This window comes from Thioalkalivibrio sp. ALE30 (genome assembly GCF_000377465.1).
Lineage (GTDB): Bacteria > Pseudomonadota > Gammaproteobacteria > Ectothiorhodospirales > Ectothiorhodospiraceae > Thioalkalivibrio.
Genome location: NZ_KB898168.1, coordinates 57225 through 71866 on the forward strand (window position 1 = coordinate 57225; position 14642 = coordinate 71866).

The window sequence follows — 14642 nt, forward strand, 5'->3', positions numbered from 1 at the left end:
CCTTTCCAGTGTCAGAAGCGGAATTGGTGCTGCAAGTGCAGCTCCCAGTCCGAAGTGCCGGCGTCGCGGTCCAGCCACATCAATTGGGTTTTTTGTCGCTGGCCGCGGTGGTACCAGTTGAGGCCGGCGCCCCGCTCGCGCTGCCAGCGCTCGTCGGTGCCGAGGTCGTTGCCGGCGTCGTGGCGCAGCACAGCGTGGCGCGCGGCAACCTCGAGCCCCTCCCAGGGCAGTGCCTGAGCCAGCTCGAGTTCGGCGCCCAAGTCGTGGTAGGAGGGGCCGTGATCGGGCGATACGTCGCGGCGGAAGGCGGCGAATGAAATGGCGGTGCGGGCAAACTTGACGACGCTGTCGGCCGTTGCGGTGACCCAGTCGGCGCGTTGCTGATTTACCTGGTTCTCCCGCCCGCGAGTCCAGTCGCGCAGGTGATTGCGGTTCGCCGCCTGCAGGCCGACGCCGTGGGCCACTGTATGCTCGACCGGCTTGCCGACGGTCGTGTTGTCGCGTGGAAGGGTGCCTACCGGTGCCCAGGCCCCCCGAGCGCTGAACAGGTGGCCGGAGGTGGACGGTCGGTCATCCCGCTGGTCAAGGCGGCCGCGACCATCAAACACGCCGATGGCCCAGGCCCGGTCGTCGCTGTCGCCCCCCAGTAGGGTGACGCCGGTATCGCGTCCAGCCGGGACCTCGAACTGATTCCCCGCGATGCTCAATTCGGTGAACAGCCGGTTGGGGCCACCGATGTCCCGCGGCAGGCCGAAGGGTACGGTGAACTGGCCGGCGCGCAGGTCGAGGGACTCGGTCAGTGCGTATTGGAGCCAGACATCGCGCATCGAGAGCTCGCCGCTGCTGAAGTCGGGCTGCAGGCGAAAACTAAGATCGGGGTGGAAGAGGGTGCCCGTCGTATCCAGCCAGGCGCGGCGAAAGTCGAATTCGGTGGTGGTTCCCTCGTCGCCCCGCTCGATGGCGTAGCGGCCCTGGATGAGCGGGTCCAGGGTGATGGCGAAGCCGTCGGCTTCGCTGCCGAACTCGAACTGTGCCTGGAGGGGGGAAGCCCCGCCACTGGCGATCAACAGGCCGAGAAGGGTCGGGGCCGGAGCCAGGAGTGGCGGCCGGCCGGGTCGTCGGGTCGGTTTGTTCAAGGTCATTCTCCCTGGGACGCACACCCCGTGCGCCGTGGATGGAACGACGCTGGGTGGGCCAGGGGAGGTCGGGGACTATAGACACAGCAAGCCCGACCCGACCGCTTGCCCGCCGCAGCGTCAGGTTTCCTCCTGGCCGGTCTCCGGACTCGTGAAGCGGGCGGGGGTGCCCGGGCGGATCGCCTTCCCACACCGAATTGCGGCGCAGTGGTTGTTGATCCGTTGTCTTCACCTACCGTTGCGGGGGCAGTGCCGGCATTGCGAACGGCAGTTCGCGCACCGGCTTCCCGATTATCCCCGGCGATGGAACGCCAGGGCACCTGGAGGCGGGGCGAAGGGTACTGGGGTGCAAACAGGCTGGCAAGAAGAGCGTTTGATGAGCGACCAACCGCAGTGATTGATCTGGATCAACGGGAGCGCTGATTTCGCTGGTCGATCGAATACCGGGTCGATAGGGTGGGATTCAGGTGATTTGGACCGAGTCTATATCGGTCTTCGCCGACACCGATCCAATCTCAGGGAGACTTTGCCATGATCCGAGGTTCTTATCTTCGCCGCGCCATCTTTTCGGCCTGCACCGCCCTGGCGCTGGGCGTGGCCGCGCCCGCCGTGGCGGATACTGATTACTCGCAGTATCGCGACGTGTTCGAGCCGCTGCCGGCGCTGCCGCCGATCCCGGCGGACAACTCGATGACCAAGGAGAAGATCGAGCTGGGCAAGATGCTGTTCTTCGAGCCGCGCATCTCCAGCTCCGGCGTGATCTCCTGCGCGACCTGCCACAACCCGGCGCTGGGCTGGGCGGACCGCATCCCGCGCGCGGTGGGCCACGATGGCCAGGTCGGCGAGCGCAATACCCCGACCGTTCTGAATTCCGGCTTCTTCACCGCGCAGTTCTGGGATGGCCGAGAGGACGACCTGGAGGGGCAGGCCCTGGGCCCGATCCAGGACGCGATCGAGATGGCGATGCCGCTGGAGGATGCGATCGCCCGCCTGGAGGAGTTCAATGAGTACCAGGAGAAATTCGAGGCCGCCTATCCCGACTATGACGGCGACAACGTGATCAATACCGACCACGTGGCCAAGGCGCTGGCGACGTTCCAGCGTACGCTGAACACCCCGAACTCGCCGCTGGATCGCTGGCTGGCCGGGGATGAGGGCGCGATGAGCGAGCAGCAGATGCGCGGGATGAAGCTGTTCGCCGACAACGGCTGCGTGGCCTGTCACCGTGGGCCGGCGCTGACCGACAGCAACTTCCACCGCATCCAGGTGCCGGGTTCGGAGGACGAGGGCCGCTACCTGGTCACGGGTGAGGAGAGCGACCGGTTTGCGTTCAAGACCCCGACCCTGCGCAACGTAGCCCTGACCTATCCCTACATGAACAACGGGGAGACCGCCACGCTGGAAGAGGCGATCCGCATCATGGGCGAGGAAATGCTGGGGCAGGACTTCAGTGATGACGAGGTCGCGGATATCGAGGCCTTCATGCACGCGCTGACCGGCGAAATGCCGCAGTTCGAGATTCCTGCGCTGCCGTAACCGGCCGCATCGGAATCGAATGTCTCAGCCCCCCTCCGGAAACGGAGGGGGGCTTTTTGATGGTGTGGTACAGATCTATTCCACGGTAATCGTGATCTTCTCGGAGACAACGGGCGGGTCGAAGCTGATGTGACGGTAGTCCATGAACAGCAGTTGCAGGGTGTATTCGCCGGGTTCCAGTTCCAGCTCGCCCTCGGTCTGCCCGCCGCCGAAATGGCGCTTGTGGTCGGAGAAGGGCAGCGAGGCGTCCAGGTCCACCTCGTCGAGCGGCTTGTTCACCAGCAGGTGGTGGTGGCCGGTGTTGTCCATCTCCACACCGGCCGGGGCAACACCCATGCCGCGCAGGCCCATCTGGACCCGCACCGGGCTTTCGAGCGTTTCGCCATCCTGCGGGCTGATGAAATAGACCTTCGCGCCATCCGGCGGCGCGATGCGGTCGCTGCCCATGGCACTTCCGGCCAGCGCGAGGCCTCCCGTCAGCACGAGCAGCGTGGAGAGCCGAGTAAGAGCGGTATTCATGGGTACTCCTTGGGCCTGGGTTCGGCCGGTCTGTGTACTCATTTCGAGTATAGTCGGCGGTCCGCGCGGCAGTGCAGTGGCGTTCTGCTACCCTATGCGCCTTCGTTTTCCACCTCCCGATCGAGACGAGTAGCCCGCATGAGTTTTCGCACCCGTTTTGCCCCCAGTCCGACCGGCTATCTGCATATTGGCGGTGCCCGCACCGCGCTGTTCTCCTGGCTGTACGCCCGCCACCACGGTGGCGAGTTCGTACTGCGGATCGAGGACACCGATCTGGAGCGCAGCACCGCGGAGTCGGTGAACGCGATCCTCGAGGGCATGAACTGGCTGGGGCTGACCTACGATCACGGGCCGTTCTACCAGACGGAACGCTTCGATCGGTACAAGGAAGTGATCGACCAGTTGATGGCCGCTGGCCACGCCTATCGCTGCTACTGCACGAAGGAAGAGCTGGATGCGATGCGCGAGGAGCAGAAGGCGCGCAAGGAAAAGCCGCGCTACGACGGTCGCTGCCGTGCGCGCACCGAGCCGCGCGAGGGCGTGGAGCCGGTCATCCGCTTTCGCACGCCGGACGAGGGCGTGACCGTCGTCGATGACATGGTGCGCGGCAAGGTCGCGTTCCAGAACAGCGAGCTCGACGACCTGATCATCGCCCGCTCCGACGGCTCGCCGACCTACAACCTGACGGTGGTGGTCGACGACATGGACATGGGGATCACCCATGTGGTCCGTGGCGATGACCACCTGAACAATACCCCGCGCCAGATCAACATCCTGAAAGCGCTGGGCGTGGAACCGCCGCGCTACGGCCACCTGCCGATGATCATGGGCCCGGACGGTGCCAAGCTGTCCAAGCGCCACGGGGCGGTCTCGGTGATGCAGTACCGTGACGAGGGCTATCTGCCGGAGGCGCTGCTGAACTACCTGGTGCGCCTGGGCTGGGCCCACGGCGACCAGGAGATCTTCTCGGTGGACGAACTGGTGCGTCTGTTCGATATCGAGGACGTCAACCAGTCCGCCTCGGCGATCAACCCCGACAAGCTCCTGTGGCTGAACCAACACTACATCAAGACGCTGGACCCGGATCATGTGGCGCTGGAGTTCGGCTGGCACCTGGGCCAGCTGGGCATCGATCCGGCCAATGGTCCGGCGATGCGCGATGTGGTGATCGCCCAGCGGGAACGCGCGCGCACGTTGCGCGAGATGGCCGAGAACAGCGTGTACTTCTATCGCGAGTTCGAGGACTACGACGAGAAGGCCGCACGCAAGCAGCTGACCGCCGAGGCAAAGCCCGTGCTGCAGACCCTGCACGACGGGTTTAGTGCCCTGGGCGCCTGGGAGAAGGAGCCGCTGCACGAGGTGGTGGTGCATACCGGCGAGCGCCTGGAGCTGAAGCTCGGCAAGGTCGCGCAGCCGCTGCGCGTGGCCCTCACCGGGGGTACGGTCTCCCCGCCCATCGATGATACGCTGGTGCTCATCGGGCGCGAGCGCGCCCTGGCCCGCATCGACCGCGCGCTGGCGAAAATTTCCGCCGAAGCGGGTTGACACATTTCGGGGTGCTGGCTACAGTACGCGCTCGCCTGACACGGGGCCATAGCTCAGCTGGGAGAGCGCCTGCATGGCATGCAGGAGGTCGGCGGTTCGATCCCGCCTGGCTCCACCACTCAGGTGATTTGCGAGTTCATCAATGCATCGTTTCGGGGTCATATCACTCTACGTTGGATTGGTGCTGGCAGTAGTCGGATTGATCGGCGGATTCGGGCTGATGCTCACCGGGGAACAGACCTGGTCCAAGCCCCTCATTGCGCTGGTACCGATCGGGTTTTTGCTGGTATTCAACGGTCTGGTGACGACGCTTCTGCATCGGCCACCGGGTAGCGAAGAAGATCGGCCCAAAGGCCCACCGGAATAGCAACAAGACGTTGCCTCTACGTCCCCATCGTCTAGAGGCCTAGGACACCGCCCTTTCACGGCGGCGACCGGGGTTCGAATCCCCGTGGGGACGCCATATCCCGAGAAGGCCCGAACCGAAAGGTTCGGGCCTTTTCATTTGTGCCTTGGGCATGAAGCCAGTAGAGCGACGAGCACCTCCCTGTGCTCGCCGATCCGTTCGTCCTAGAACTCGAACTGGGCGCGGGCGGCCAGCACATGGTTGCCATTGGATACGCCACCACGACCCTCGTAGTCGAAGTACATGTAGTTCAGCTTGAACACCATGTCCTGGTTCGGGTACCAGTTCAGACCAAGGGTGTAGTGGTCCATCTTGTTGCCGCGCCCCACTTGGGTGTGTTCCAGCGAGTCGGCATGGGCGTAGCGAGCCGCGATCTCCCACGCACCCGTGCCTCCGTTACCAAAGACGGAATTCGGGCGTACGGCGCCAAAATCGCCGCTGAAGGCGCGATAATTGCGTTGTTCCCCGGTCAGGAAGTAGCTCGCCTGGATATAGTAGCCGTCCAGCGTGAGGCTGCTTTTGTCCGTGGCGTCACTTCCATGGGCATCCAGAACTTGTTCACGGTCGAGATCCAGGTCCACTCGCAGATACTCACCCTGCAGAGAAAAGGGCCCTTTGCCCCAAGCGGCTTCGAGAGCATATCGGCTGTATGAGTCCACACCCTCGAGGTCATTGCGGCCAATCAGCCGGACGTCGATGGCTCGAGCGCCTTCACGCGAGCGCAGGCGAACATCTTCGAGCGTGCCCTCGTCCGTCGCGTTGACCCGGTGGTTGAAGGACGCACCCAGGTGGGTGAACGTATCTTCGGACATATACGGGGCGAACGATGCGCGGGTTGCCAGGCTGTACCCTTCCTCGACATCCCGGTCGCGATCCGTGCCGTCCCCGCCAAAGACACCCGCTGCAAAATACCAATCCGGCACCAGCGTCTCGTACATCAGGCCGATCTGTCGGCTGGGCCGGTAGGCGTCCACGGGCGTGGCGCGCTCCATGAAGGTCAGGCGCCGCGAGCTGGTCGAGCTTTCCAGCGAGAAAGGCTCCTTGAAGTTGCCGACTGCAAGGCGCCCGCTGTCAAAAAGTCGAGCGACGTAGGCGTTTGCAAAGCGGACTTCGCTGTCCCGGAAGTCGACCTCCAGCTGCCATTCCCAAAGGTTGTCATAGACGCCGATGGCGCCCAGTCGGGCGCGCCGCAGGAACGTTCCGTACTCGGGAATCGGATCGGCCTCATTGGCGGCTTCGGAAAGATTGTCGTCCCAGTTAGCGGCCTCAGCGTCCACCATCAGTCGTCCGCGCAGCCCGAATCGGTTCTTGCCGTCCTGGCTTTCGACACGGAATTTGCGTGCCTGGATGCGGTCATCGACGGTTTGCAATGGAAGGGTCGGTTCGTACTCCAGTCCCTGATAGCGATCCTCGGCCTTAATCTGGTCGGCGACGGCTTCGGATTCCCGGGCTTCCGCCTCGCGGAGGTCGCGGACATCCTGCTCGGTGAGCACGCCGCGCTCGATCAATTTGTCGATCAGGGCCGATGTGGAGCTCTCGGCATGGGCCGGTGCAGCCAGAATGCCACCACTGATCAGGGCGGCCAGGAGTACGGGAGTCTTGAATGGTTTCATGGTCTTTTCCTGTGAATGTATGCGTATGCACACCCGGCATGAGTCCCGCGAACCGGGTGTGATGGGTACACGCCTTGAGGCGTGATCAGGTGGGAGCGCGGGGGCGGCTCCGAATCTGGAATACGACCAGGACGATCGAGCTCAAGGCGATGGTGATGCTGGCCATGGCCATCGCGACGGCGAGGTCGCCCTGCTCGAACTGGTTGAAGATGAAGGTGGCGGAGGTGTCCACGCCCGGAGGAAGCAGCAGGATGGAGGCCACGAGCTCGCGCATGGTGACGATGAAGGTGGTCAGCCAGGCAGCCAGCAGCACAGGCTTGAGCTGAGGCAGAACGACCTGGAAGAACACGCGCCAGCGGCTGGCGCCGAGGATCGAAGCCGCATGTTCAAGCGCCGGATCCATCGACTGCAGGCGGCTGTTGGCGTAGTTCAGGGCGTCGGTGATGTAGATCACCACATAGGCCAGCAGCAGCATCCACACCGTGTTGTAGGGGGAGACGGGCACCCAGAATGCGTTCCAGGCGAGGATCAGGCCGACTGCCAGAACAATCTTGGGGATGACGCGTGGCAGGGTTGCCAGGCCCTCCAGCGCATGGCGCAGCCAGCCATGCGTTCGCGAGATTACATAGGCGATCCACGCGCCGAGAAAGATGCTGATGGTCGCGGCGGCGAAGGCCAGCCACAGGCTGGTGAACAACGCCTCCGACCCCCGCGAACCCGGTATCAGGATGGCGCGGTAATGGTCGAGGGTCAGGCTGGGGAGTGCGCCTTGCCACTGGTCCGCGATGCTGGTGACCAGCATGGCGAAGTAGGGCAGCAGCGTGGACAGAGCGAACAGCCCCGCAAACCAGGCCACTCCGATGATGCGCGCCCCGGGCCCCAGCTGGAATTGATGCGGGGTTTCGGGTTCGTAACGGCCGCCGCCCATGAAGCTGGCCAGCAGGCGCGATCCGTACAGCGCGATCAGGGCGACCAGGCACAGGAGAGAAGACAGGGCGGTGGCCAGCGCGAGGTCGAGCGGCCAGCTGGTCACCAGGTAGAAGATTTCGGCGGGTAACAGCGGCAGGTTGGCGCGAGTGCCCAGGACCGCGGGAACACCAAAATTCGACAGCGCCTCGAGGAACACCAGCAGACCGGAGTTGAACAGCGCTGGCAGCATCAGCGGAATGATGATGGCGCGCAGGGTCTGGCCCCAGCTGGCACCCAGTTGTACCGCGGCGGTTTCCAGGCGACGCGGTATGGAGGCCAGCGCGGCCTCGGTGGCCAGTGCGACGTAGCCAAAGGAGGCCAGCGCCATGACGAGCGTGACGCCCCAGAACGAAAAGAACCAGGCGCGCAGCGCCTCGGGCATCGGTCCCAGTAGCTGGTCGAAGAACCCGCCGTCCTGCATCACCAGGATGTAGGACAGCGCCGCGATGTAGGGCGGGGTCATGATGGGAACCAGCAGCGAAAGCCGGGCCCACAGTTTCCCGGGCAGATTGGTTCGTGCGAGCAGGTAGCCGCAGGGCACCCCGAGGATCCAGCTGACAACAGTGGTAGCGCCCGCCCAGGCAAACGAGTTCCACAACATGGAGCCGATGCCCTCGGTTTCGCCGATCCGGCGATAGGCATCGAGAAAGCCTTCGAAGCGCCCTCCCATGATTTCGGGGAAGATGCTGGTCAGGAACAACAGCGCCAGGGGATAGCCCGCACCCAGCAGCAAGAGGGCCGCGACCAGCAGCACCGGGAGCCGGGTGCTGGCCCACGACAGGACGAAAGGGCGCGTGGCCGCGGATGCCACGGTGATCATGGGGCCGGGCTCCGCACCGCCCGCGGGATCTCCGCGCGTTCAACCCGGAGCTGAAACTGGCGCAGCAGTCGGTTCTGAGCCGCGAGTGCCTGGCTCCGGTCCAGCGCCAGGATCGGAGGCATGCCTTCGTAGGCTGCCTGCCGTTCCGGACTGTTCGCGATACCCTCCCGGGCCGGGATCAGGTGCTGTTCGGCCACCGCCTCCTGGGCGAATTCGGAGAAGTAAAAGTCGATAAATGCCTCGGCCAGTCCGGGCGCGTGCGCCTCGTCGAGGATCACGATCGGCCGCCGAACCATGGCCGCGCCACTGGTCGGGTAGCGCATCTCGACTTCGGGATTGCGGACCTGTTGGCGCAGGACAAGGTAGTCCACCACGCCCAGGATCGCGTCGTATGCGCCGGTCACGAGCCCGCCGATGGCCTGGCTGTTGGCCGCCGCGAAGTCGAGTCCATCCGTCCGGGCGTCGACGAACGCGGGCCACAGCTCGTCTCCCTGGAGCTGGGCGAAATTCACCAGGAAGTCGCCGGTGGCTCCCGATCTTGACGGCGACGGCATGACTGTCCGCGCGGCATGAGGTGCCCGCATCAGATCGGGCCAGTCGATCGATGCCGCATCGCCCAGCGGGCGATCCTTGCGTACGGCGACGCCCACGAGCGCGGCGGCCGTCGCATGGAAATAGCCGTCCGGGTCGTGCCAGTCGGCGTCGGTTTGCTCGACCCCAGAGGGTCGGTACGGTCTCAGGCGTCCGTCTCGCTTCAGGGCCTCGGCCGCGAGTTCCGAGGCGAAAATCACCACATCCGCGCGGTTGCGATAGCGTTCCGCCTCCAGCTTCGCCATGACCTGCCCGGTGGTGGCGGCGAAGAGGTCGACGCGGACGTCGTGCCGGGCTTCGAACGCCTCAACGATGTGTTCGATCAGAGGCCGGGGCCCCGCGGAATAGACCACCAGCGTGTCGTCATTCGAGGATGATCCCGTGCACCCGCTCAGACTCGGAAGCGCGACCGCAAGACCGGCGAGCAATAGAAGGCTGCGGATGCCCATCAGTTGCGAACGACGTGGGCGCGCTGGAGGTCCAGGCTGATGCCGACGGTTTCGCCGCAGGCGAGTGCCGAACGGTGAAAGGCCCGCAGACGCATGCCCTGGTCCAGATCCAGGAGGATCTCGTGGCGGTCCCCGAGAAAGCGCGAGTGGCGTACGGAACCCGGCAGCACCCCATTGGGGCGCGCATCCGGAGGCGGTGCCTTGCCAGGTGACAGGTCAATATCCTCCCGGCGCACCACAAGGTGCCCATTGGCGGGCAGCCCGTTGGTGGCCGCCAGGCGCAAGGCATTGTCGAGGACGATCTCGTCACCCCGACGCTCGAATGCCAGGATGTTCGCGCTGCCGATGAACTCGGCGACGAAGCGATTGCTGGGGCTCTGGTAGATGGCCTCGGGGGTACTGTTCTGTGCGATGCGGCCATCCGCCATCAGGGCGATGCGGTCGCCGAGTGCGAACGCCTCACCCTGATCGTGGGTGACATACACGACGGTCTGTCCGGTGTCGCGGATGAGCAGTGCGATCTCGGACTTGAGTTCTTCTTTCAGACGGGCATCGAGTGCCGAAAGAGGTTCGTCCATCAACAGCAGGCGCGGACGGACGACCAGCGCGCGGGCGATCGCCACCCGCTGCTGCTGGCCGCCTGATAATGTGGATATGGCCCGGTCCGCAAACTCGGCAATCTGGAGGCGTTCGAGAATCTCCATGACCTGTCGGCGCCGCTGCGAGGATGTGGTCCCCCGCAGTTTCAGTCCGAAGCCCACGTTCTGTTCCACATTCATGTGCGGCCACAGACTGTGATTCTGAAAGACCATCGCCAGCCCGCGCGTCTGCATCGGCTGGTGAATAGAGCGCGCTGGGTCATCCATGACCGTCCCCGCGATCGAGAGGGTCCCGCCATCGGCCGCCAGCGACCCCGCGACCAGATTCAGGAGTGTGGTCTTGCCGCAGCCGGAGGGCCCGAGCAGGACCTGGCATTCGCCGGGATGAACCTGAAGGTCGATGGAATCAAGGGCGGTATGCGACCCGAAGGTCTTGCGAAGTTGCCGACACTCAAGCAGCGGGTCGCTGTTGGGCGTTTGCATGACACATGCCTTGGGGAAAGAGCGAGCGCTCAGACTAGGGCAGTATCGTTACAGCGGTATTGAGGTGTTGTTGCGCGGGGATGAAGCTTTTTTTGCATTGCCCGCGAGTGTGGAACCGGAGCCGGTTCAGGCGAGGCGGGGGTCGCGCTGGCGGGGTTCGTCGGGGTGCGGGCGGGGGATGATGCAGTGGTTGATGCGCAGGAGTTCGCGCTCGGCCCAGGACTGCACTTGGGGGTCCGTGGCGTAGCGCGCATGGTCCAGTAGGGCCTGGCGCTCGATATTGGGGTTGCCCTGTTCGTGGGCGATACGGCGGGCGCGCTCGAGTTCGTGCCAGCCTTCTTCGTCGCGTCCCTGGCTCTGGTCGAGCAGGGCCACGGCGCGCAGGCGCCGGATCGGCGCTTCGAACGCGAGGTCGCCCCGCTTGCGGCAGCCGGCCAGGGCGTCGTCGGCGACGCTCAGGCGTTGGTCCGCCGCGGCGCCGCTGGCCTGCAGGGCGTCCAGCAGGATGTACTGGAAGATGGTGTTGACCCCGTCCATGATGTGACGCATGGCCTCCACCTGCTGCTTTATGGCCTGGCAGGCGTCGCCCTGTCCCTGGCGGGCGAGGGCCCAGCTCTCGAGGGTGATGCCGGCGGCGCGCCACAGCGGGTAGTCGTAATCGCGCGCGATGGCGAGCGTTCGGCGTGCCGCCGGCAGGGTGGAGTCCGGATCCCCGCTGTAGAAGCCGAGCACGGCGCGGAAGGCCTGCACGAAGGCCTCGGTGGGCCGATGGCCGAGTGCGTCCGCCTGCTCGCAGGCGGTGTCCATCTCGGCCCAGGCGCGCGCGTGGTTCCCCAGGTGGAGCAGCGTCCAGGCCATGAAGCCGCGCGCGCTGATGGCCGGGTTCTCGGTGTGCCGGGCTACCAGGGCGGCGTGGTCTTCCTCGCGATAGAGCTCCACCGCCCGGGTCTGATGTTCCAGGGCCTCGGCGAAGCGACCGGTCCAGAAGTGGGTGTTGCCCTGTACGTAATGGGCGGCGATCCGCAGCAGGCGGTCGCCGGATCGCTCGGCGAGCTGTTCCATCTCCCCGGCGAGACGGTGGGCCTCGGTGAAGCCATGCCAGGAGCCGGCGCCGTGCCACAAACCCCACAGCACGCGGAAGTACTGCACCGGATCCTGCTCCGGCGCGGTCAGGTGCATGGCCCGTTCGAAGATGTCATTGACCGTGCGCGAACCGTAGCCCAGCAGGGCCAGATTGGACGCGCCGAGCCCGCCGAGGGCCCGCAGCGTGTTGTGTTCCAAATCCGTCGGGTCATGTTCCTTGTGAGCTGCCGGATGGCGCTCCAGGCAGGCCAGGGCGTCCTCGAAGTAGTGCGAGGCCTCGGGCAGGAGGCCGCGCGCGAACGCCGCCTCGCCGGCATGCAGCCAGGCGCTGACCGCCTCGGGGTAGCGAGCGGCATGGTAGAGGTGGCTGGCGATGCGGCCCCAGTCCGCGGTCTGCATGCCGTTCTCGCCGTCTTCCTGCATCAGGTCGGCCAGCTGGCCGTGCAGGCGCGTGCGTTCACTCAGCAGCATCGATTCGTAGGCTGCCTGGCGGAACAGGGCGTGGCGGAAGCGATAGCGCACGCCGTCCACCATGCCGGCGGGTTCGATGAACCCCTTTCCGGTCAGCCGGGTCAGCTGCCGCCGGATGGTGTCGGCGGGCTGACCGCGCAGTCGGCTGAGGATGCGGGTATCGAAGTCGCGGCCGATGACCGCGGCCGAATGGGCCAGTTCTCGCGCGCTGCCCAGCTGTTCCAGGCGTGCGACCAGCAGGTTGGAGAGACCGGGTGGCAGGGTGTCCGGGAGCTGACCGCTGCGGGCAGCCTCCAGGGCATACCGCGTAAGTTCCTCGAGGAACAGCGGCACGCCTTCGCCGCGTTCGACCAGCTGGTCGCGCACGCCGCTGGCCAGGCGGCCGTGGGGGTCCAGGCGATCGACCAGGTCGCGGGCGGCGGCATCGTCCAGGCCGTGCAGTCGGATGTGCTGCAGTGAGAGATCGCGCCAGGAGGAGCGGAAGCTCATGCGCGCGGTCAGGATGGCCATCAGGGGCTGGTGCTGCAGGCGCTGGTACAGCCGGCGCAGGAACTCCGCCGTGCCCGAGTCCATCCAGTGGAGATCGTCGCAGATCAGGAGGGTCGGACCGTGGGCGGCGCGCCGCTGCACCAGTTCGACCAGGGTGTCGATGATGCGGTCGCGGTCCAGCCCTTCGTGGGCGAGGCTTTCGGGGCCGTCGGCGTCCGGATGGGTGAGCCAGTGGGCCAGGCGTGGCGCAAGCTCCGGGGCGACCCCGGCATGCTTGAGGGCGCCGGCGAGTCGGCGCTTTCGGGCATCGCGCAGGGTGTCGTGTCCCATCCAGGTGGCGAAGGCCTGGCGTACCGGGGCCAGGAGTTGGCGGGCGCGGTCCTCGCGGCACTTGAGCAGGTAGCGTGAGCGGGCCTGGCCGCGGACCTGGAGATCGAGCCCGCGGGCCAGGCGGCTCTTGCCCAGACCGGCCTCGCCCTGAACCAGCACGAAGCGGACCTCGTCGCGGTCGAGCACCTGATCCCAGTGGCTACGCAGTGCCTGCAGTTCCGGGCTGCGGCCGGTCAGCGGCGTCAGGCCACGCAGGGTCTGGGCATCCACGCGGTCCAGCGGACCGGGATCGCCGGTGACGCGGTAGGCGCCCGTGCCGTCCTCCGCCTCGCGGAAGCTGAAGTAGCCGGACACGCGGGCATGGGTGGGTGCGCTGACGCGCAGGGTGCCGGGGTCGGCGCGCTGGGCGCACTCGTGCACGCGGGCGGTGAGCTGGCCGGCGGGGTCGGGCAGATCCGGGTCGGCGCCGGTGACGATCAGGTCGGTATCCACGGCGAGGCGCAGCTGGCAGTCACCGGGGGCGCTCTCCAGCGCCTGCCAGGCGGCATGCACGGCGTCGACCGTCGCCTCTTCGCGTCCGGCGGGATAGCCGAAATAGGCGAGCAGGCCATGGCCGGGCGAGGGCACGACATGGCCGTGGTGGCTCAACAGGACGAAGTCGACATGCTCCAGCGTGCGGTTGACCTGTTGCTGCTGGATCTCGATGTCGGCGTCGGCATCGGGCTGTACATGGCAGGCCACGACCGTGACCCGACGGCGTTCGGGGCGCAGGGTGGCGGGCTCGGCATCCTCGGGGCTGGCGTGCTGATGGCTGGCCTCGGCGCGTTCGGCGCCCAGGATTTCCTCGCGCGTGCGCGCCAGCAGTTCGCCCGGGGGCTTGCCGGCCTCGGCCTCCAGGTGGGCATAGTGCTCGAGCGCGCGCTTGGGGTGGCCGCTGGCCGCCAGGGCCTTCATCAGGAGGTGGTGCAGGGTCTCGTCATGGGGCTCCATGGCCAGCAGGCGGTGGAGCTCGGCCAGCAGGGGTTCGCCCTCGTTGGGCTTGGCGAGTTCGGGGAGATTGTGGCCGATGAAGACCAGAAGATTCTGCCAGTGATGGTCGCGCTGGGACTGGGCCCAGGCGGATAGTTCCGGCAGGTCCTGCAGGGCGCGCAGGCCCTCGAGGAAGTGTCCGCGGTACTCGCACACAATGGCCAGGTCCGGCGGGGGTGCCGTGGTCTCCCGCCCCTCGGTCGTGCGGCGCTCGGAGCGCGCACGCTGCAGGGTGAGGAAGTCGATGCGCGAGTCCGCTTGCGGCTGGAAGCGCACATAGCGGGGCGTCGTGTCGAGCAGGGGCGGGTCGCCGGCGGGTAGCTGGCGACGCAGCTGGAACAGGCCCTGGCGCAGGTTGACCCGGGCGCTGTCGGCGTCCAGGTCGGGCCAGAACAGGCGCGCCAGTTCCTCGCGCGGGATACGCCGCGGGCTCTCGGCCGCCACATAGGTGAGGAGCAGGCCGAGTTTCGTCCCGGAGAGAGCGGGTATGTCACGGTCCTCCACGCGCACGCCGACGGTGCCGAAGGTCGTGATTTCCATATGCGCCAAGCAGGTCTCCCGTCTTCTTCGTCAG

Annotated in this window: 10 protein-coding genes, 2 tRNA genes and 1 riboswitch; of the genes, 5 read left to right on the forward strand and 7 right to left on the reverse strand. The window is 66.2% G+C overall.

Annotated features, from left to right (window positions below):
• Positions 1-11 precede the first annotated feature (11 nt).
• Positions 12-1142: a porin gene (locus D107_RS0100285; RefSeq protein WP_018880466.1), complete on the reverse strand. Its 1131-nt coding sequence runs from the start codon at positions 1140-1142 to the stop codon at positions 12-14.
• Between the two features lie 110 nt (positions 1143-1252).
• Positions 1253-1475, reverse strand: a riboswitch (cobalamin riboswitch).
• A 192-nt stretch (positions 1476-1667) separates the two neighbouring features.
• Between D107_RS0100285 and D107_RS0100290 the strand changes: the two genes are divergently transcribed.
• Positions 1668-2672, forward strand: a complete 1005-nt coding sequence (locus tag D107_RS0100290) for a cytochrome-c peroxidase (RefSeq protein WP_018880467.1) — start codon at positions 1668-1670, stop codon at positions 2670-2672.
• A 75-nt stretch (positions 2673-2747) separates the two neighbouring features.
• On the opposite strand, the gene D107_RS0100295 is transcribed toward D107_RS0100290, so the two are convergent.
• The gene (locus tag D107_RS0100295; RefSeq protein WP_026280243.1) at positions 2748-3191 is read right to left on the reverse strand and encodes a DUF4399 domain-containing protein; all 444 of its coding nucleotides are present in this window, start codon (positions 3189-3191) and stop codon (positions 2748-2750) included.
• A 138-nt stretch (positions 3192-3329) separates the two neighbouring features.
• Here D107_RS0100295 and gltX point away from each other — a divergent pair, with 138 nt between their 5' ends.
• The 4 genes from gltX (at position 3330) to D107_RS0100310 (ending at position 5199) form a co-directional block, all read left to right on the forward strand.
• Positions 3330-4736, forward strand: coding sequence for a glutamate--tRNA ligase (gltX, locus tag D107_RS0100300; RefSeq protein ID WP_018866842.1), 1407 nt, complete (start codon positions 3330-3332; stop codon positions 4734-4736).
• Between the two features lie 42 nt (positions 4737-4778).
• A tRNA-Ala gene (locus D107_RS0100305) sits at positions 4779-4854 on the forward strand.
• Positions 4855-4878: 24 nt separating this feature from the next.
• Entirely contained in the window at positions 4879-5103 is a 225-nt protein-coding gene (locus D107_RS13425; RefSeq protein WP_026279239.1) for a hypothetical protein, read from the forward strand.
• Positions 5104-5123: 20 nt separating this feature from the next.
• Positions 5124-5199: transfer RNA gene (locus D107_RS0100310), tRNA-Glu, on the forward strand.
• A 107-nt stretch (positions 5200-5306) separates the two neighbouring features.
• Here the strand turns inward: D107_RS0100310 and D107_RS0100315 are convergent.
• From D107_RS0100315 to D107_RS0100335, 5 genes are all read right to left on the reverse strand, one after another.
• Positions 5307-6755 carry an OprO/OprP family phosphate-selective porin gene (locus tag D107_RS0100315; protein WP_018880468.1) on the reverse strand — a complete coding sequence of 483 codons (1449 nt, stop codon included), beginning with the start codon at positions 6753-6755 and terminating at the stop codon, positions 5307-5309.
• A gap of 85 nt (positions 6756-6840) precedes the next feature.
• Positions 6841-8544 carry an iron ABC transporter permease gene (locus tag D107_RS0100320; RefSeq protein ID WP_018880469.1) on the reverse strand — a complete coding sequence of 568 codons (1704 nt, stop codon included), beginning with the start codon at positions 8542-8544 and terminating at the stop codon, positions 6841-6843.
• Positions 8541-9488 carry an extracellular solute-binding protein gene (locus D107_RS0100325; RefSeq protein ID WP_051074871.1) on the reverse strand — a complete coding sequence of 316 codons (948 nt, stop codon included), beginning with the start codon at positions 9486-9488 and terminating at the stop codon, positions 8541-8543. Before D107_RS0100325 ends, D107_RS0100320 begins: the two co-directional genes overlap by 4 nt.
• 95 nt (positions 9489-9583) lie before the next feature.
• Positions 9584-10666 carry an ABC transporter ATP-binding protein gene (locus D107_RS0100330; protein WP_018878367.1) on the reverse strand — a complete coding sequence of 361 codons (1083 nt, stop codon included), beginning with the start codon at positions 10664-10666 and terminating at the stop codon, positions 9584-9586.
• A 126-nt stretch (positions 10667-10792) separates the two neighbouring features.
• Positions 10793-14608 carry an AAA family ATPase gene (locus D107_RS0100335; protein WP_018880470.1) on the reverse strand — a complete coding sequence of 1272 codons (3816 nt, stop codon included), beginning with the start codon at positions 14606-14608 and terminating at the stop codon, positions 10793-10795.
• Between the last annotated feature and the right edge of the window lie 34 nt (positions 14609-14642).